Here is an 18550-nt window from a genome sequence, read left to right on the forward strand (position 1 = left end):
AACTTACGGGCTCCGGTACGCGAGACCTGATCCGGAGCGCCGGGCGGATGCGATATGTCCGCCTCGCAGTCCGTTTTATAGCGACATCGTTACCGCAGAGTTATCGAGAGCTTAAGCAAATCTAAATTTGCGGTTCTTCTGGCGGGATGATCCGGAAAAAACCCATCAAATCCGTTGGTTACGCTAGGTTACCCCTGAGAAAATTAATTATGCCGGAGAAATCGGCGCCGCCATGCCCCTGGGCGTTGAACAGGGCGTAGAGCTGCGCTGCCTCGGCGCCAAGCGGGGTCACCGCGCCCGCGCTCTGTGCGGCTACCTGCGACAATTTCAGGTCTTTCAGCATAAGGGCAGCGGCAAAGCCCGGTCTGTAATCCCTGTTGGCGGGCGAGGTCGGCACCGGGCCGGGCACCGGACAATAGGTGGTCAAGGACCAGCATTGGCCCGAAGAGGTCGAGGCGACCTCGAACAGCGCCTGATGCGACAGGCCGAGCTTTTCGGCCAGCACGAAGGCCTCGGCGACGCCGATCATCGAAATGCCGAGGATCATGTTGTTGCAGATCTTCGCCGCCTGGCCGGCGCCGTCGCCGCCGCAATGAACGATGCGCCCGGCCATCGGCTTCAGGGCCGGCTCGGCGGCGGCGAAGGCGTCTTGCGAGCCGCCGGCCATGAAAGTCAGCGTGCCGGCCGCCGCCCCGCCGGTGCCGCCCGAAACGGGCGCGTCGATGGAGAGCAGGCCGTGTCTGGCGGCAATCGCATGCGCCTTGCGCGCCGACTCGACGTCGATCGTCGAGGAATCGATGAACAGCGCACCTTTTTTGGCCCCTGGCGCGATGTCCTCGTAGACCGACAGCACGTGCTTGCCGGCAGGGAGCATGGTGATGACCACATCAGCGTCCTTCACCGCCGCCAAGGCATTGGCCATGATCGTCACGCCATGTTCTTTTGCCACTGTCAGGTTTTCCGGCACTAGGTCGAAACCGTTTACCGCATGCCCAGCCTTGACAAGGTTGGCGGCCATCGGGTTGCCCATGTTGCCAAGACCGATGAAGGCGATCGTCGTCATTGTCTCACTCCCGGAGTTTGCTGGCTTCAGCGACCAATCAGCGCACGCGCGATGATGACGCGCATGATCTCGTTGGTGCCTTCGAGGATCTGGTGCACCCTGAGGTCGCGCACCAGCTTCTCGATGCCGTAGTCGTGCAGATAGCCGTAGCCGCCGAGCAGCTGCAGTGCATTGTTGGCGACGTTGAAGCCGGTGTCGGTGACGAAGCGCTTGGCCATGGCCGACCATTTACCGGCATCCGGCGCCTTGCGGTCGAGCTTGGAGGCGGCGGCATAGAGGAAGATGCGCGCTGCCTGCAGCTCGGTCTCCATGTCCGCCAGCCTGAACTGCAGCGCCTGGAATTGATTGATCTTCGAGCCGAAGGCCTTGCGCTCGGCGGTGTAGGACAGCGCCTTGTCGAGCGCAGACTGGGCGCCGCCCAGCGAACAGGCGGCGATGTTCAGCCGGCCGCCATCGAGCCCGGCCATGGCGATGCCGAAGCCCGCGCCTTCACCCGACAGGAGGTTTTCCGCCGGCACCTTGCAGTCCTCGAAGATGACCTGGCGGGTCGACTGCATGTGCCAGCCCATCTTGTGCTCGTTGGCGCCGAAGGAAAGGCCGGGCGCATCTTTCGGCACCACGATGGTGGAAATGCCTTTCGGCCCGTCGGCGCCGGTGCGCACCATGACGGCATAGACGTCGCTGTCGCCAGCGCCCGAGATGAATTGTTTGGCGCCGTTGAGGACATAGTCGCCGCCGCTCTTCGCCGCGCGTGTCTTCAGCGCCGCGGCGTCCGATCCGGAGCCCGGCTCGGTCAGGCAGTAGCTGGCCAGCCATTCCATCGAGGTGAGCTTCGGCAGGAAGCGCTGGCGCTGCTCGTCGTTGCCGAAGCGGTCGATCATCGAGGCCACCATATTGTGGATCGAGATGAAGGACGAAAAGCCCGGATCGGCATGCGACAGCGCCTCGAAGATCAGCACAGCGTCGAGGCGGCCGAGCGCCGAGCCGCCGACATCGTCCCTGACATAGATGCCACCGAGGCCGAGCGGCCCGGTCTCGCGGATCACATCGGCCGGGAAATGCTTCCTGCGATCCCAGTCGAGCGCATTCGGCGCGACGCGGTCGGCGGCGAAGGCCTGCGCCATCTCCTGGATGGCGCGCTGTTCCTCGTTGAGTTCGAACTGGCTGGTGCTCGCATCGACCGCGGCGTCCATGGCGTTCTCTCCCTATATGCCAGCTAGCCCGCTGGCCTGTCGTTTTTGGCTTTGCGCGCGCATCAATCTAGACCAATGATGCCGCCGCGCAACCCGACCCGCTGCGGAGCGGCTGTGCACCAATGCATGTCCGGAGCGAGATGTGACGACAAAATTCGATGAGCTGCTTCGGCAATTCCACGCCTATCTCGCTTGCGTGGACAATGCCCTGGTGCGCGACGCCGTGGCCAGCATCGGCTGGGATATGCCGGCCCGCGCGCTGGAGCCGCATAGGATCAGCTGCGTGCGCCATCTCGACCGTGCCGCCGAGCTGGCGCCACCTGCTGCGAAAGCGTTGGTGCAATGGCTGGTGGAGCATCGCAACGGATTGCACTGGGGGCAGACGTACACCGAGACGGATTTCGGCAAGGCCTTCATCGACAATTATGGCTGGCTGGAAGTGTTCGGCACGCGCGGCCTTTTTGCCAATGACGAAGTGGCCGCCGGCCTGCTGATCCTTGGGCCGGAGATCGTCTACCCCGACCATCATCATGTCGCCGAGGAGATCTACATTCCGCTGACGGGCGGTACGGAATGGCGCATGGGCGAGGGCAGTTTTCGCGTGCGGGAGGCGGGCGAGGTCGTCCACCACGCCTCGAATGTCAACCACGCGATGCGAACCGGCAAAGAGCCGCTTCTGGCGCTCTACATCTGGCGCGGCGGGCCGCTGGCGCAGAAATCCACGATCACCGGAACCGCCACGCAGGGCCGAAGCTGATGGCCAGGGCGATCATGCTGCAAGGCACGGGTTCGGATGTCGGCAAGACGGTGCTGGTCGCCGGCCTGTGCCGCGCCGCGAAGAAGCGCGGGCTCAAGGTGCGGCCGTTCAAGCCGCAGAACATGTCGAACAACGCCGCGGTCGCCGACATTCCCGGCGACACCAGCAAAAGCGGCGGCGAGATCGGCCGCGCGCAGTGGCTGCAGGCGATCGCTTGCGGCGTTGCGCCATCGGTGCACATGAATCCGGTTCTGCTCAAGCCGCAGACCGATATCGGCGCGCAGGTCATCGTGCAAGGCAAGGTGTTCGGCGAGGCGCGCGCGCGCGATTACCAGGCGCTGAAGGCCCGATTGATGGACGCCGTGCTGGACTCCTGGGGCAAGGTCGGCGAGGGCGCCGATCTGGTCATCGTCGAGGGCGCCGGTTCGCCGGCCGAAATCAACCTCAGAAGCCGCGACATCGCCAATATGGGCTTTGCCACGCGTGCCGATGTGCCGGTTGTGCTGGTCGGCGACATCGATCGCGGCGGCGTCATCGCCTCGGTCGCGGGCACGCATCTGATCCTGCCGGAAGAAGACCGCCGCATGATCGTCGGCTACCTCATCAACAAGTTCCGCGGCGATGTCTCGCTGTTCGATGACGGCCTCAAGGCGATCGAGAAATTCACCGGCTGGCGCTGCTTTGGTGTCGTGCCGTGGCTCAAGGCGGCGGCGCGGCTGCCTTCGGAGGATTCGGTGGTGCTGGAGCGGCTGGCATCCGGCGAGGCGCGGGCGCTGAAGGTGGCGGTGCCGATGCTTGGCCGCATCGCCAATTTCGACGATCTCGACCCGCTCAAGGCCGAACCGCAGGTCGAGGTGGTGTTCGTGCCGCCGGGCAAGCCGCTGCCGGCCGACGCCGGGCTGGTGGTCATTCCCGGCTCCAAATCGACGATCGGCGATCTCATTAGATTCCGCGAGAATGGCTGGGACCGGGATCTTGCCGCGCATCGCAAGCGCGGCGGCCATGTCGTCGGCATTTGCGGCGGCTTTCAGATGCTTGGTCGCAGGGTGCGCGATCCCGACGGCATCGAAGGCAGTGTCACCGAGGCCGAAGGGCTTGGCCTGCTCGATATCGAAACGGTGATGGAGCCGGAGAAGACGGTGCGCAATGTCAGCGCCCGCTCGGTCCAATTCGACCTGCCGCTCGAAGGCTACGAAATCCATCTCGGCCGCACCTCCGGCCCGGACACGATGCGGCCGTCGGCGATCATCAACGGCGTTGCAGACGGTGCGATCTCCGCTGATGGCAAGGTGTCAGGCACCTATATGCACGGCCTGTTCGGCGCCGACGCTTTTCGCGGAAAATTCCTCGAAAGCCTCGGCATAAAGGGCGCCGGCATCGACTACCGCGCCGACGTCGAACGGGCGCTAGACGACGTCGCGGCCGAGCTGGAGAGCCACCTCGACTGCGACGCGATCTTCGGCCTGGCTCGGTGAGGCGTGCCGATATTCAGGTGAGGCCGGCCTGCAAATGCCGGTTTCCTGTGCTTCCGGTGCTCACCTACTTGAGTACGCTCCGCTCCGGTTCTCGGTATCAGTCATTTGTCGGCTCGGCCTGACCTGAATCTCGGCACGCCTCAGGCCAGCTCACGCCTTCTCCCCCGCCTTCGGCCAGTAGGTGCCGAACGACCAGACGCTGCCTTCCGGATCGCGGCAGATGAACTCGCGGCTGCCATAGTCGCGGTCGGTCAGTTCCTGGACGATCGTGGCGCCGGCGTTCCTGGCCTTGGCATAGGCGGCATCGGCGTCGTCGACGGCGACATAGATCGACTTGCCGCCGCCGGTGCCGGGTTCGCCGACCATCTTGCCGTAATCGTCGTCGCGTGCGCTGCCCAGCATGATCATGGAGGCACCAAAGACCAGTTCGGCATGGTGCACGACATCGCCTTCGCCATAGCGGGCACGGACGCTGAAGCCGAAGGCGTCGCAGAGCCAGTCAATCATTTTTGCCGCGTTTTTGTAGCGCAGGGCAGGGTAAAGGCGCGGGGCTTCGGTGGTGATGGGCATGGGAACCTCCTTGATCTGGGTCGGTCGATAACCCACTCTGTTCGAAGGCCGCTCCAGCGTCTTGAAGAAATGTTACCTGACCGAGAGCGCCGTCGGCGTCTCGCCGGCAAGGTCGCGGAACTCGCGCACCAGATGCGCCTGGTCGGCATAGCCGCAATCGGCGGCGATATCGGCCCAATCGGCGGTCTGCTGCCGTGACAGGCCAAGCGCCCGGTTGAAGCGGACGATGCGCGACAATGTCTTCGGGCCGATGCCGATCGCATTGGAAAAGCTGCCGGCGAGATGCTTTCGGCTCCAGCCCAGTTTTTCGGCGATGGCGGAAATGCGGGCCCGGCCGCCGGAGGCGATGATGCGGTCATAGGCCCAGGCGATTTCCAGTGGCGTTTCGGCGGCGCGCTCAAGCCGGGCGGTGACGAATGCTTCCGCAAGGTCGAAACGCGACGCCCAGTCCGGCGCATTGCCGAGCTGTTCACGCAGCGCCATGCCCTCGGCGCCCAGCACGTCGTCGAGGACTACCATGCTGTCGGTCAGTTCGCTCATCGGCAAGCGGAAGAAACGGCGCGCCCCAAGCGGCGTAAAGTTGACCTGTATGCAGCAGGCGGTGCCGAAGGATTCGATCATCACCGGTCCGGCAAAAAGCCCGGCTGCGAAACTGGCGAAGCGGTCATTGTCGTCGGGCGCCTTGCCGAGGCCGATGGCAAAGGGCTCGGCGAAACTGAACACCAAAGGCACGGTGAGCGAAGCGTATTCGACGTTGCGGAAGTGGCCTGCCGCTGTTTCGCGATAGCCACAAATATCTGACACAATGCCGTCAAGTGCAGGATCAGGAAGGCGCCGGCGCATCTCGAAGCGCCCCGCGATTGAGCAATCCTGTTCCTTCCGGTGCTGCATCTCGATCGGCATCGGCCATCCTTCCGCCGGACAAATCTATCAGCCGTTGGTCAGAATCAAAAGCGCCCGGCTTTTGGCCGGGCGCTCTCTGTCCCCACTTCAAGGGAAACTTGTCAGGCGCCGCGCATCAGGCAGCCGGCGGCGAGCACGATGTAGGCAATGAGAACGATCCACACCGATGCGAGCGGGATAAATGCAAGAACGCCAAGGGCGGCAAGAATGCCGATGATGGCGATGACCAGGGAAATTATGAAAACGATCTGGGTAGGCGCGCTGAGATTCATGTGTGGCTCCTCCAACATGATTCGAACAGCGCCATAGTAACAGGCGCGTGATCACACACCAATCATCACACGCAGCGGGTTGGCCGGATCGGCCAGCAGCTTTACGGCCAGCGCCAGGCAGACGATCACCAGCAGCGGCTTGATCAGTCTGGCGCCGATGCGCATGGCGAGGCTTGCACCGACGCGAGCACCGAGGAACTGGGCAACGCCCATCATCAGGCCGATTTTCCAGGAGATGACACCGACGGCGGCGAAGACGATGAAGCCGCCGATGTTGGAGGCGAAGTTGAGCAGCTTGGTGTGCGCCGTCGCCTTAAGCACGCCGTAGCCGGCAAGGGCGACGAAGGCCAGCATATAGAAGGAGCCGGCGCCGGGGCCGAACAAGCCGTCATAGAAGCCGATTGCCGGCACCAGGGTCAGCCCGAACAGGAAGGGCGACAGGCGCTCGGCCCGGTCGACATCGTTCATGTTGGGCTTGAGCGCGAAATAGAGCGCAATGGCGATCAGCACCAGCGGCAGCAGGGCGCGCAGAAGATCGCCCGGAACGATGGTGGCCAGCAAGGCGCCAATGACACCGCCTGCAGCCGCCAGCAGCGCCGACGGCAACTGCCGACGCAGGTCGACATGGCCCTTGGAGGCATAGTGGATGGTGGCCGAGCCGGAGCCGAACATGCCTTGCAGCTTGTTGGTTCCAAGCGCTTCGACCGGCGAGAAGCCGGCAAGCAAAAGTGCCGGAATGGTGATCAGCCCACCGCCGCCGGCAATCGAATCGACAAAGCCCGCCGCGAAGGCGGCGAAGGCGAGCATGATGATTGTCTGGGTGGTGAGGTCGATCATCTGATGTACGGAGACGTCCGGTCGGCGGGATAACGGCGTTCGACCACGACAGCCCTGTTTGCGCAAGGCCGATTCCGCGCTACCTCTATCCAAGCGCAATGCGCTTGGATTTGGTTAACCCGGAAAGAGGCCCCTGATGGCATTCGCATTGCTGGACCAGATACGCTCCATCTTCGACGGCGACCCGGGCGTGCGCAAGGTCGCCGACGATCCTGTCCTGTCGGCCGAACTGCTAATGCTGTTCCGCATGATCCTGGCCGACGGGACGGTCAGCGAGAGCGAGATGGTTGCCTTCCGGCGCATCTGCAAGGACGCTTTCGGCATTCAGGAAACCAGTATCGACGCCGTCATCGAATATCTCAACGAGTTCGGCTACGAGACCAACGGCTCGCAGGCGATCGCGCTGTTTCGCGATCTCGACGTGGAACGGCGCAAGCAATTGGCCCAGCATATGGCAGAGATCGCCAAGGCGGATTCGCAGCTGGCCGAGAGCGAAGTGCGCCTCTTGCGCCGCACGCTCGACCTGCTCGACATCAGCCCTGTCGATGTGGTGAAGCCGGAAGAGTAGGTTCTTTCACGCCACTCACCCTTGCTCTTGCATCCGCCGAGCAATTGCCCGGTGCAGGTCTGGCGCGGCTGCGACCAGCGCCCTGGCGGCCTCGGAGTGCGGATGATCGAGCACTTCGCTCGTCTTGCCGCGCTCGACGATCCTGCCGTCATGCATGACCAGCACCTCGTCCGTGATGGCCCGCGCAACGGTCAGGTCATGGGTGATGAAGAGGTAGGCGATGCCGAGCTTCTGGTTGAGTTCGGCGAACAGGTCGAGAATCTGGGCGCGAATCGAAACGTCGAGCGCCGAGACCGGCTCGTCGGCGACGACCAGCTTGGGGCGGGTGATGATGGCGCGGGCGATCGACAGGCGCTGCCGCTGGCCGCCGGAAAATTCGTGCGGGTATTTGTCCATGTCGCGCTGATCGAGGCCGACCTCGTGCAGTGCGTGCGCCACCATCTCGCGGCGCTCGGCCCGCGTCGGCTTCTTGTCCAGCACATGCAAGGGCTCCGCGACCAGTTTCTCGACCTTCTGGCGCGGATCGAAGGAGCCGTACGGATCCTGGAAGACAACCTGCATGTCGCGCCGGGCGGGTTTCAACTCGGCCTCGCTCTTGCCGGTGACGGCCTCGCCGCGAAACCGGATCGTGCCCGAACTAGGCTTGTCCAGTGCCAGGATCATGCGGGCGAGCGTTGACTTACCGCAGCCGGAGCGGCCGACCAGTGCCACCGACTGGCCCGGCTGCATCGACAGGGAGACATTGTCGACGGCGCGAATAGAGGCAGCCCGTTTGAACAGGGAGGTGCGCCGCCCGGGATAATCGCGGGTCACGCTTTCGACCTGGAGCAGAGGCTTGCTTTGGCTTGCGTCATGCGTACTGGCGCGTGCTGGCACATGCATCGAAGCCTGCGCCAGCTGGCGTGTGTAGGGATGGAGCTGTTCGGACAGCGTGCGGGCGGTGTCGCCGGCTTCCATCACCTCGCCGCGGCGTAGGATGGTGATGCGGTCGGCCATCTCGGTCACCACCGCGAGATCGTGCGAGATCAGGAGCAGTCCCATGCGGCTCTCGGCGACGAGGTCGCGCAGGAGGTCGAGGATCTGCGCCTGCAGCACCACGTCGAGCGCCGTTGTCGGCTCGTCGGCGATCAAGAGCTTCGGCTTCAGCGCGCAGGCGATGGCGATGACGACGCGCTGGCGCTGGCCGCCCGACAGTTCGTGCGGGTAGCGCGACATCGGGAATCTTGCTTGCGGCAGGCCAACGCGGTCGAGCATTTTTCGCGCCCGCTCTTCAGCCGCGGCGCGTGTGGCCTTGGTGTGCCAGCGTATGCCTTCGGCGACCTGCTCGCCGATGGTCTTGACGGGGTTGAGCGCCGTCATCGGCTCCTGGAACACCATGCCGATGTCGTCACCGCGCAGCGCGCACATCTGATCCTCGGTTGCTGCGAGGATGTCGATGCCGTCGAATGTCACGCGCCCGGTGGCGCGCGCGGCATGGGGCAAAAGCCGCATCACCGTCAGCGCCGTCATCGATTTGCCGGAGCCGGATTCGCCGACCAGCCCCATCACTTCACCGGGGGCGACGGAAAGCTCCATGTCTTTCAGGATTTGCGTGTCGCCGATGGTGAGCGACAGGTTGTCGATTTCCAGCAGGCTCATCGCTGCCGCCGCGATCTCGGGTCGAGAATGTCGGCGATGCCGTCGCCCAGGAGATTGAGCCCGAGCACGGTGATGACGATCGCCATGCCGGGAAAGATCGCCATCCATGGCGCCACCACCATGCGGGTCTGGGCGTCGAAGAGCATGCGGCCCCAACTCGGCATTGGCGGCTGCGCGCCGAGGCCGAGATAGGAAAGCCCGGCTTCGGCGAGGATGCCCAGCGCGAACTGGATGGTGCCTTGCACCAGGAGCAGCGTGGCGATGTTGGGCAGCACATGTTCGATCGATATCTGCGTGCCGCTTTTTCCTGCGGCGCGCGCGGCCAGGATGAATTCGCGCGGCCAGATGGCCAGCGCTCCGGCGCGGGCGACGCGGGCAAAGACCGGGATGTTGAAGATGCCGATGGCGATGATGGCGTTGACGGCGCCCGGCCCGAAGATGGCGGTAATCATGATGGCCGACAGCAGCGCAGGGAAAGCAAAGACGAGGTCGTTGACGCGCATCAGCGCCTCGTCGACGAGGCCGCCGCGCGCGGCCGCAAAAGCGCCGAGCGGCACGCCGACGCCCATGCCGATGCCGACCGCGACCAGCGCCACGGCGATCGAATTGCGGGCGCCGACCATGATCATCGACAGGATGTCGCGGCCGAAGTGGTCGGTGCCGAACCAATGTGCCAGCGAGGAACCTTGCGTCTTATCGGCTATGACCAGCTTCGTCACATCGTAGGGCGTCCAGACATAGGAGATGACAGCCATCGCCAGGATCAGCACGGTGATGACGAAGCCGGTGACGAAAGCCGTGTTCCGGAACGCCTTGGCCAGAATGCCACTGAGTGTCTCTTCAGGGATGTCGATGTGCAGGGTCATTGCCGGCCTCTCAGGCGGGGATCGACCACCGCATAGGAAAGGTCGACGACGAGGTTGACGGCTATGACGGCGGCGACCAGCAGCATGACGACGCTTTCGACGACGATCAGGTCGCGTTGGGTGATGGCCTGGAACACCAGTCGGCCGAGGCCGGGGAGATAAAAAACATTCTCGATGATGATGGTGCCGGCGAGCAGGAAGGCGAATTGGAGGCCAAGAATGGTCAGGACCGGGATCATGGCGTTGCGCAGCGCGTGCCGCCAGAGAACGGCGCGGTAGGGCAGGCCCTTGGCGCGGGCGGTGCGGATATAGTCCTCGTTCAGCACCTCGATCAGTGCCGAGCGGGTGACGCGCGCCAGGATGGCTGCCTGCGGCAAGGCCAGCGCCACCGCCGGCAGCAGCAGCGATTTCAGCGCCGGCCATATGCCGGGGCTCCAGCCGGGAAAGCCGCCGGCCGGCACCAGCCGCAGCCAGACGGCGAAGACATAGATCAGCATCAGCGCGAACCAGAAATTGGGCACGGCGACGCCAAGCTGGGCCGCGCCCATGGAAATCGTATCGCCGGCCCGGCCGCGCCGGCTGGCGGAAAACAGGCCGACCGGAATGGCGATGACCGTGGAGAGCGCAAGCGCGATCAGCGCCAGCGGCAGCGACACGGCAAGCCGTTCACGCACGAGATCGATGACCGGCACCGAATAAGTATAGGAGCGGCCGAAATCGAGGCTGAGCAGGCCGCCGACCCAGTGCAGGTAACGCAAGAGGAGAGGCGCATTAAGGCCCATCTGGTTGCGCAAGAGTTCGACCTGGTCGGCGCTGGCGTTCATGCCGAGCATCAGCCGCGCCGGGTCGCCCGGCAGGATTTCCAGCACGGCGAACACCACGATGGAGGCCAGCACCAGCGTGGCAAGCGAGATGGCGAGGCGCTTGAGGAGGTAGGCGGTCATGGACACGGGACGACAGAGGTGTCGTCATCCTGGGACGAAGCAGGAGCGAAGCTCCGTCGCGTAGACCCCAGGATCCATTCCGTGACAGAGGTCGAAGAGCGCGACGGTCCAGAACCAGCCTCGCGCCTCCCTGTTTCCACTGCCACGTCTCCCAGATTCTGCACCGCGGGGGCGCTCGTAAGTCACGGAATGGATCCTAGGGTCTGCGCAGTCGCTGCGCGCCTGCTTCGCCCTAGGATGACGAAACGAACCTCACTCGCTCCACTTCACCTTGGTCAGGTCGTTGGCGGGGATCGGTGCGCTTTCCCACAACCCTAGCAGCTTGGCGTCCCAGACTCCGACCTTGGGCAGTTCGTAGAGGAAACCGACCACGGCATCGTCGGCCAGGATCTTCTGCGCCTGGGCATACAGTTCCTTGCGTTTGGCCTCGTCGGACGTCAGTTCCAGATCAGCGATCACCTTGTTGAAGGCAGGGTTGGCGTAATTGAAGTAGTAGTCCTTGCGCGAATAGATATCGATGTCATTCGGCTCGGTATGGGACACGATGGTCAGGTCGTAGTCCTTCTTGGTGAACACCTGGTCCAGCCACTGCGCCCACTCGACGGGGATGATCTCGAGGTTGATGCCGACATCGCGGAGCTGCGAGGCGATGATCTCGCCGCCGAGCCGCGCATAGGTCGTCGGCGGCAGCTTCAACGTGGCCTTGAAGCCGTTCTCCAGTCCCGCTTCCTTCAGCAGTTCCTTGGCCTTGGCCACGTCGTGCGGATAGCGGCCGGTGAGGTCGACATAGTATTTGTTGGCCGGCGACATATGCGAGCCGATCGGCAGGCCGAGCCCGGCCGATGCGCCGTCGATGATCGCCTTGCGGTCGAGCGCATAGGAAATCGCCTGCCTGACCTGCAATTTGTCGAAGGGCGGCTTCTTGTTGTTGATCGACAGGATGGTCTCGCCTTCGGTCGCGCCCACCACCACCTTGAAGCGCGGATCATCCTTGACCTGGGAGACGCTGTCGGGATCGAAGAAGGGGAAGGCCTGGATGTCGCCGGAAAGCAGGGCCGGCACTGCCGCCGCGGCATCGGGAACGATGCGGAACTCGACCTTTTCGAGGAAGACAGGGGCGCCCCAGTAGTGATCCGATTTGAGCAGGGTGATCGATGAACCCTTGGCCCAGTTGCCGAACTTGAAGGGGCCGGTGCCAACAGGTTTTTCCTTGTTGGTGTCGGCGGATTTCGGCGACACGATCACCGCGTCGCCCCAGCCCATATTGTAGAGGAACGAGCCTTGCGGGTGGGTCAGCGTCACCTTCACGGTGGCGGGGTCGACCACGTCGACCTTGTCGATGGCGGCAAAGAGCTGCTTTTGCGCGTTGACGGAGTTTTCCGCGCGGGCACGGTCGAGCGAGAACTTCACGTCTTCGGCGCTGAAATCGGCGCCGTCGTGGAATTTCACGCCGCTGTGCAGCTTGAAGGTATAAACCTTGCCGTCATCGGAAATGGTCCAGCTTTCGGCGAGATCCGGCAAGACTTCGCCATTGGGGCCGATCCGGGTCAGGCCCTCGAACACGTTGGCGTAGGTGACCTCCCTGATTGCCGCGGCCGCTCCCGCCGTCGGGTCGAGATGCGGGGGTTCAAGCGGAATGCCAATGACGAGATCGGTTCGGGCGGCAAACGCCGAAGTGGCGGTTGCGACCGCCAGCACGGCAGCGGCCAGAAGGGTCTTCCAAAGTTTCATCGCTGAACTCCCCATGTGCTCAAATGCTCAAGCCCGGGGATAGAAGCGTGATTTCGCGCGGGAGTAAATTGCGTTTCGTGCTGTCGCGCCGCGCCAGGAGAAATGTTTTTGCGCCGCGGGCCGGTCATCCGGTCGTGCCGCGCAGCAGCACGTTGAGGCCGATCGCCATCACCTTGGCCGATTCCATCATGTCCTCTATGCCGACCCACTCGTCCGGCCGGTGGGCGAGATCGAGAATGCCGGGGCCATAGGCGATGCAGTCGTAGATATGGCCGATGCGGGCAATGTGCTTCTGGTCGTAGGTGCCGGGCGAAATGACGTAGTCGGGCTCGCGGTCGAAGATCGCATGAATGCCTTGCGCCACCGCCTGTACCACCGGCGCGTCGCGCTCGGTCATCAGCGGCAGCACTTCCATCAGGTCGCGGATCTCGTAGTCGAACTTTTTGCGCTCGCGCTTCAGCCGCTCGAGAATACCGGTCACTTCGCCTTTGACCGTGGCGAGGTCCTCCTCGAGCAGGAAGCGGCGGTCGATGGTCAGCCGGCAGGAATCGGGCACGTTGGGCGAGGGCAGGCCAGGCCGGAAATCCTCGGTCTGGCCGCCATGGATGGAATTGATGTTCATGGTCGAGCGCCTGGCGCCTTCGGGCACCACCGGCATGCGCGTCATCTTGCGGTCGAGCGCCGGGAACAGTTCGTCCTCGAAAGCCTGCAGCACGGCGCCCATATGGCGCACCGCATTGTCGCCGAGAAACGGCATCGAGCCATGCGCGATCTCGCCCTTGGTCTCGATCTCGGCCCACCAGACGCCGCGATGGCCAAGGCAGATGCGGTCCTTGTTCAGCGGCTCGGGGATGATGACGTGGTCGACCCTGGGTTTGGAGAAATAGCCGAGCCTGGCCAGATGCGCGACACCGCCAAAGCCGCCGGACTCCTCGTCGACCGTGCCGGATACCTCGATGGCGCCGGGAAAGTCGGGATAGACCTCCATGAAGGCTTCGGCGGCGATGATCGACGCGGCCAGGCCGCCCTTCATGTCGCAGGCGCCGCGTCCATAGACCCTGCCGTCCCTGACGACGCCGGCAAAGGGATCGACTGTCCAGCCGTCGCCGGCCTCCACGACGTCGATATGCGAGTTGAAGTGGACGCAGGCGCCGGGTGACCGGCCATCGAAGCGGGCCACGACATTGACGCGTGGGTAGCGATCGGTGTCGCCGGGCGTGCCTTCGGCGCGGATGAATTCGGTTTCAAAACCACGCTTCTTCAGCCGCGTGCCGATAAATTCCGCACATGGCCGGTAGGCTTCGCCGGGCGGATTGATGGTCGGAAACCGGATCAGGTCAGCGGTCAGCGCGACGACATCGTCGCGCCTGTCGTCGATTGCTTGAAGGAGTCGCTTGTTCATCAGGAGAGTTGAGCAACGAACGACGTTGCATTGCAAGCCCGCCGGCAATCAAGCCGGTGCGGCGTGTCGTGGTGGCAACTATCGCGGGAAATCGTTCAAATTCGCTGCTTCGGATTGGCAAATTGATCAAGGAGTGTGTGCTATTCGTTCACCGCCATTAAAAAGGTGAAAAACAACGTGATGGCAAGACGGCAAGGGGCAATCAAAGGGGTTTGATCGCATGAAGAAGTTCTTTCTCGTAGCAGCGGCGATGTTGGCAACCGCGCTGTTTGGTACGCCGTCCGCTAGTTACGCGGCGATGTTGGAAGCAAATATCGACGTGTCGTCACAGACGATGACGGTGCGGTATGGGTCGGAGGTTTATCGCTGGGTCGTATCGACTGCCCGTCCGGGCTATTTCACGCCGCGTGGCACCTATCGGCCGCAGCGGACCGCACGCATGTGGTATTCGCGCAAATACGAGATGTCGCCGATGCCTTATTCGGTGTTCTTCCATGGCGGCTATGCCATCCATGGGACAGGCGCCGTCAGGCAACTCGGCCGTCCGGCCTCGCATGGCTGCGTGCGGCTGCACACGGCCAATGCCGCGACCTTCTATTCCATGGTGCGGGAAGTGGGCTTCGGCAACACGCGCATCGTCGTGACGAACTAACCGCACGCCCAAATCTCGTTGCCGGGCGGAGCCCGGCGCGAGACTTTTTACTGACGGCATCAACAATCGGCCAAGGTTTACCCTGTTCCGAGAAGGACGGCTATTGCCGAGGGATAAGGGGTGTGCTTTCCATGCCAATGTCTGGCTGAGGACAATCGGCAGTATCGGGCGGTTTGAATTATTAGGGGTAGCTTAAATATTGCCGGCTGATCAATCGGTTCGCCGGGAAAGCTGCCATTGCGTGCCGTTTGCTGGAATTGACAGATGCATCCCCAGTCACAGATGGACGATCGTCTTCCCAGCCGGCCCGCCGGGGCGCTCATTCTTGGCGGGGCGCACGGGACGCTGGCGCTGGCCAGAAGCTTCGGCGCTCAAAAAGTGCCTGTTTGGCTGGTGAGCAACGACACGCCGTTGCCCAGCTTTTCGCGATATGCCCAGCGGACAATGACGTGGCCCGGCCCCGACGACGGTGGTGCCGTCGCCTTCCTGCTCGATCTGGCCAAGGTTCATGGGCTGGGCGGTTTTCTGCTGATCGCCGGCGGCGATCCAGAAGTTCGCTTCGTATCGCAGTCGATCGACCAGTTGTCCGCCGCGTTCGACGTGGCGCTGCCGCCTTGGCAGCAATTGAAATGGGTCTGCGAGAAGCCGCTGCTGTATCGCCGGGCGGGCGAAATGGGCCTTGCCGTTCCGCTGACCTATGAGATCAGTTCGCTCGATCAGGCAGAGGCAGCCGAACTCCGCTTTCCCGTGATCCTGAAGCCGAACATGGGCGGGCGCAGCCGTTTTGCGCGTGCCAAGGCCGTTCTCGCCAATGACAAAGCAGCGTTTTTGACAGCCTATATCTGGGCTGCCGACGAGATCGGCAGCGAGAACGTCGTCATTCAGGAAATGATACCGGGCGGAGGCGAGGGCCAGTTCTCTTACGCAGCGCTCTGGAACGAGGGCGCGCCGGTGGCGGAATTCACCGCCCGCCGCACGCGGCAATATCCGGTCGATTTCGGCTACACCAGCACCTTCGTGGAGGTAGTCGACGAACCGCAATTGATCGACGCCGCGCGCCGGCTGCTTGGATCGATCGCGCATCACGGACTGGTGGAGGTCGAATTCAAGCGCGATGCGCGCGATGGCTCGATGAAGGTGCTCGACGTCAATCCACGGCCGTGGACATGGTTTGGGCTAGGCGCCGCCGCCGGCGTCGACCTCGGCGCCATGCTTTGGGCGATCAAATCGGGCCAGACGGTAAGGACAGCTTCAGCGCGGCCCGCCACGTCGTGGATGTATCTGGTTCGGGATATTGTGGCGGCCGGCAAGCTGATCTCGAGCGGCCGGTTGGCAAAACGCGCCTATTTCAGCTCATTCACAGAAGTACGGGCATGGGCGACATTCCAGGAGAATGACCCGATGCCGGGCCTGATCGACGTGCCGTTGACTGGCTGGAGAGTGCTGACGCGACGGATACTTTCCGCAATCTTAACCGGGAAATGTTTAGGACGGCGGCGTGACGGAGTGAGTTCCACGGCTGCAGAAACAGACAGGCGAGACCGCTGATATGACCGTTTTCACGCCCAGGACCGACTGCGAGGTGGCCGTGATCGGTGCCGGTCCTTTTGGACTGGCCGTCGCTTCCGCCCTCAAGGGAGCAGGTGTCGATACGCTCACGCTTGGCGGCGCGATGTCCTTCTGGCGCGACCATATGCCGAGAGGCATGAGGCTGCGCTCGCCCTGGCACGCGACCTATATCGGCCACACCAAAGGTCCGCTCTCGCTCGATTCCTATGCAAAGGTCCTCGGAATCTCGCCCCGCGAACCGCTGCTGCTCGAAAACTTCGTCGACTATGGATTGTGGATCCAGGCCCAGACGGTTCCGGATCTGGACACGCGCAAGGTGGACCGCGTCGAGAAGGCGAACGGAGGATTTCGTCTGGCGCTAGCCGAGGGCACTGCCGTCAAGGTGCGCCGCGTCGTCGTTGCCACCGGCCTGATGAACCAGCAACTGATCCCCGCTGTCTTCAACGGCATCCCAAAAGAACTGGTCAGCCATGCCAGTGAACATACTGGTTATGAGGCCTTCCGCGGCAAGCACGTTGCCGTCATCGGACGTGGGCAAAGCGCCTGCGAATCCGCCGTTCTGCTCAAACGAAACGGGGCCGATGTCGAACTCATCTGCCATGGCGACGTCCATTGGCTGGGCTATCGGGCGCTGTCGGGAAAGCAGAACTGGAGCCTGCGCGACTTCCTGTCGGAGCGGCTCGCATCGCCGTCCAGGGTCGGCCCGTTCCCGATTTCCTGGCTGGTCGAGGTCCCAGGTTTCGTGCATCGGTTCCCGGAGCCAGCCCGTGCCGGGCTCAACAGGCGCAGCCTCGGCGCCGGCGCGACGGGCTGGCTGAAGCCGGACTTCGATGGGATAGAGATCAGGGCCGGCAGCAGGATCATCGGTGCATCCGCCAAGGACAATGGCATCGAACTGCGTTTCGAGAAGGATGCCGCCACCTTCGATCACGTCCTGCTCGGCACGGGTTACCGGATCGATATTGCCAAGCTCGGTCTGTTCGCGCCCGCCATGCTTGCCGCGATTGCCCGCCGGGACGGGTTGCCGCTGCTTTCCGCCGGGTTCGAATCCAGCATCCCAGGCCTGCATTTCGTCGGCGCGAGCGCGGTCGGCAGTTTCGGCCCGCTGATGCGGTTCACCGCCGGCACGCCGTTTGCCGCGCGCACCGTCGCGCGGTTCATTCAGAGAACCAAAGACAGACGTTACGCTGCTGCCTGAACCTGGAAGACCGCATAGTCGATGGTGCGGACCGCATCGAGGAAGCTGGGCATGGCCGGCACGGACAATTCCCGGAAATTATCGGTTTCGCGGATGGTGGGCCTTGCCCAGTCGATGGCGCGATGGCTCGAGCTGCCATAGATGATGAAGCAATCGCGCGGGTGGCGTTCGAGCGACAACACGAGATTCTTCAGGACGATATCGAAGACGTCCTTCGAAAAGGGATTGTAGAAATAGACCACCAGGGGCACTTGCGGAAAATCGTAGGCCGCCGCATCCGCCTCAACGACGCTGAGCGCCCGGCATTTTTGCGTCGGGTCGTAGAAACGCTCGATGTTGCTGCGGGCGATGTCGACCAGTTCGCGTGCGAACTCCACGCCGATGATCTCGGCGAACGGATATCGCGAGGCCAGCAGCAGGGTTCGCGACTTTCCGGAGCCGATGTCGATGAACGTATGGTTGTGGAGATCGCGGGGCAGCGACTTCATGATGAAGTCGAAGGTTCTGGGCGATGTGCAGACGGCTTCATTGCCCATGGCGCGGTGCGGGCCGACGATATTGAGGGCGCCGAGCTGGATCGAGCCGGCCGTATCGACGCCGTGCCGGCGATCCCATTTCCGGGCGAGACGGTCGGCGAGCATATGCCTGATGTTGCGCTGGACAAAGCCAAGGCTTGTGCCGAGCCCATGCTGGCGGATGAGCCTTATCGGCTCCAGCAGGCCATGCTGGCGGAGATGGGACCACGCCCGGCTAAGACGGCCGAAGGAGCGATCCTCGAGGCCATCCCGATACAGGCGCGGCATTTCGATATTCGTCATGCCACGGGTTCCATCCCAGTCGATGAACATCTCCTGGGGTATGTGCGCCCTGGTCGTTTAAGATTCCCTGACCAGTAACGTTACGAATGTCTGG

Annotated in this window: 18 protein-coding genes; 6 read left to right on the forward strand and 12 right to left on the reverse strand. The window is 63.3% G+C overall.

Going from position 1 to position 18550, the window contains the following annotated elements:
* Positions 1-178: 178 nt before the first annotated feature.
* Both mmsB and D3242_RS06060 read right to left on the reverse strand, forming a co-directional pair.
* Positions 179-1063 (reverse strand): 3-hydroxyisobutyrate dehydrogenase, encoded by an 885-nt coding sequence (gene mmsB / locus D3242_RS06055; protein WP_064984060.1) that lies wholly within the window; start codon positions 1061-1063, stop codon positions 179-181.
* 26 nt (positions 1064-1089) lie between these two features.
* Complete coding sequence (locus tag D3242_RS06060; protein ID WP_019858667.1) at positions 1090-2256, reverse strand: isobutyryl-CoA dehydrogenase; 1167 nt, start codon at positions 2254-2256, stop codon at positions 1090-1092.
* A 142-nt stretch (positions 2257-2398) separates the two neighbouring features.
* Here D3242_RS06060 and D3242_RS06065 point away from each other — a divergent pair, with 142 nt between their 5' ends.
* Positions 2399-3013, forward strand: a complete 615-nt coding sequence (locus tag D3242_RS06065; protein WP_064984062.1) for a dimethylsulfonioproprionate lyase family protein — start codon at positions 2399-2401, stop codon at positions 3011-3013.
* A complete protein-coding gene (locus D3242_RS06070; protein ID WP_064984064.1) occupies positions 3013-4488 on the forward strand; it encodes a cobyric acid synthase in 1476 nt (491 codons plus the stop codon). The genes D3242_RS06065 and D3242_RS06070 overlap by 1 nt, the downstream gene beginning before the upstream one ends.
* A gap of 150 nt (positions 4489-4638) precedes the next feature.
* Here the strand turns inward: D3242_RS06070 and D3242_RS06075 are convergent, their stop codons facing one another.
* From D3242_RS06075 to D3242_RS06090, 4 genes are all read right to left on the reverse strand, one after another.
* On the reverse strand, positions 4639-5058 hold the full coding sequence (locus D3242_RS06075; protein WP_064984322.1) for a VOC family protein: 420 nt from the start codon (positions 5056-5058) through the stop codon (positions 4639-4641).
* A 72-nt stretch (positions 5059-5130) separates the two neighbouring features.
* The gene (locus D3242_RS06080) at positions 5131-5961 is read right to left on the reverse strand and encodes a helix-turn-helix domain-containing protein (protein WP_064984065.1); all 831 of its coding nucleotides are present in this window, start codon (positions 5959-5961) and stop codon (positions 5131-5133) included.
* 101 nt (positions 5962-6062) lie between these two features.
* The gene (locus tag D3242_RS06085) at positions 6063-6233 is read right to left on the reverse strand and encodes a hypothetical protein (RefSeq protein ID WP_080511798.1); all 171 of its coding nucleotides are present in this window, start codon (positions 6231-6233) and stop codon (positions 6063-6065) included.
* A 51-nt stretch (positions 6234-6284) separates the two neighbouring features.
* Positions 6285-7070 (reverse strand): TSUP family transporter, encoded by a 786-nt coding sequence (locus D3242_RS06090; protein ID WP_019858660.1) that lies wholly within the window; start codon positions 7068-7070, stop codon positions 6285-6287.
* A 136-nt stretch (positions 7071-7206) separates the two neighbouring features.
* Here D3242_RS06090 and D3242_RS06095 point away from each other — a divergent pair, with 136 nt between their 5' ends.
* Positions 7207-7638, forward strand: a complete 432-nt coding sequence (locus D3242_RS06095) for a TerB family tellurite resistance protein (protein ID WP_027046940.1) — start codon at positions 7207-7209, stop codon at positions 7636-7638.
* A gap of 15 nt (positions 7639-7653) precedes the next feature.
* Here D3242_RS06095 and D3242_RS06100 read toward each other — a convergent pair whose 3' ends face one another.
* The 5 genes from D3242_RS06100 to D3242_RS06120 form a co-directional block, all read right to left on the reverse strand.
* Positions 7654-9276: an ABC transporter ATP-binding protein gene (locus tag D3242_RS06100; RefSeq protein ID WP_064984067.1), complete on the reverse strand. Its 1623-nt coding sequence runs from the start codon at positions 9274-9276 to the stop codon at positions 7654-7656.
* Entirely contained in the window at positions 9273-10142 is an 870-nt protein-coding gene (locus D3242_RS06105) for an ABC transporter permease (protein WP_064984069.1), read from the reverse strand. The genes D3242_RS06100 and D3242_RS06105 overlap by 4 nt, the downstream gene beginning before the upstream one ends.
* A complete protein-coding gene (locus D3242_RS06110) occupies positions 10139-11086 on the reverse strand; it encodes an ABC transporter permease (protein WP_064984071.1) in 948 nt (315 codons plus the stop codon). Before D3242_RS06110 ends, D3242_RS06105 begins: the two co-directional genes overlap by 4 nt.
* Before the next feature lie 252 nt (positions 11087-11338).
* Positions 11339-12817 carry an ABC transporter substrate-binding protein gene (locus tag D3242_RS06115; protein WP_064984073.1) on the reverse strand — a complete coding sequence of 493 codons (1479 nt, stop codon included), beginning with the start codon at positions 12815-12817 and terminating at the stop codon, positions 11339-11341.
* 124 nt (positions 12818-12941) lie between these two features.
* On the reverse strand, positions 12942-14219 hold the full coding sequence (locus D3242_RS06120) for an acetylornithine deacetylase/succinyl-diaminopimelate desuccinylase family protein (protein WP_064984075.1): 1278 nt from the start codon (positions 14217-14219) through the stop codon (positions 12942-12944).
* Between the two features lie 220 nt (positions 14220-14439).
* Here D3242_RS06120 and D3242_RS06125 point away from each other — a divergent pair, with 220 nt between their 5' ends.
* The 3 genes from D3242_RS06125 (at position 14440) to D3242_RS06135 (ending at position 17638) form a co-directional block, all read left to right on the forward strand.
* Entirely contained in the window at positions 14440-14871 is a 432-nt protein-coding gene (locus tag D3242_RS06125; RefSeq protein ID WP_019858653.1) for a L,D-transpeptidase, read from the forward strand.
* A gap of 282 nt (positions 14872-15153) precedes the next feature.
* Entirely contained in the window at positions 15154-16419 is a 1266-nt protein-coding gene (locus tag D3242_RS06130) for a carboxylate--amine ligase (RefSeq protein WP_223217720.1), read from the forward strand.
* 1 nt (position 16420) lies between these two features.
* A complete protein-coding gene (locus tag D3242_RS06135; RefSeq protein ID WP_064984078.1) occupies positions 16421-17638 on the forward strand; it encodes an NAD(P)-binding domain-containing protein in 1218 nt (405 codons plus the stop codon).
* On the opposite strand, the gene D3242_RS06140 is transcribed toward D3242_RS06135, so the two are convergent.
* Positions 17623-18456 carry a class I SAM-dependent methyltransferase gene (locus D3242_RS06140; protein WP_064984324.1) on the reverse strand — a complete coding sequence of 278 codons (834 nt, stop codon included), beginning with the start codon at positions 18454-18456 and terminating at the stop codon, positions 17623-17625. The two genes, D3242_RS06135 and D3242_RS06140, sit on opposite strands and share 16 nt — an antisense overlap.
* Between the last annotated feature and the right edge of the window lie 94 nt (positions 18457-18550).

The sequence above is a fragment of the Mesorhizobium jarvisii genome, from assembly GCF_003601985.1.
Taxonomy (GTDB): domain Bacteria; phylum Pseudomonadota; class Alphaproteobacteria; order Rhizobiales; family Rhizobiaceae; genus Mesorhizobium; species Mesorhizobium jarvisii.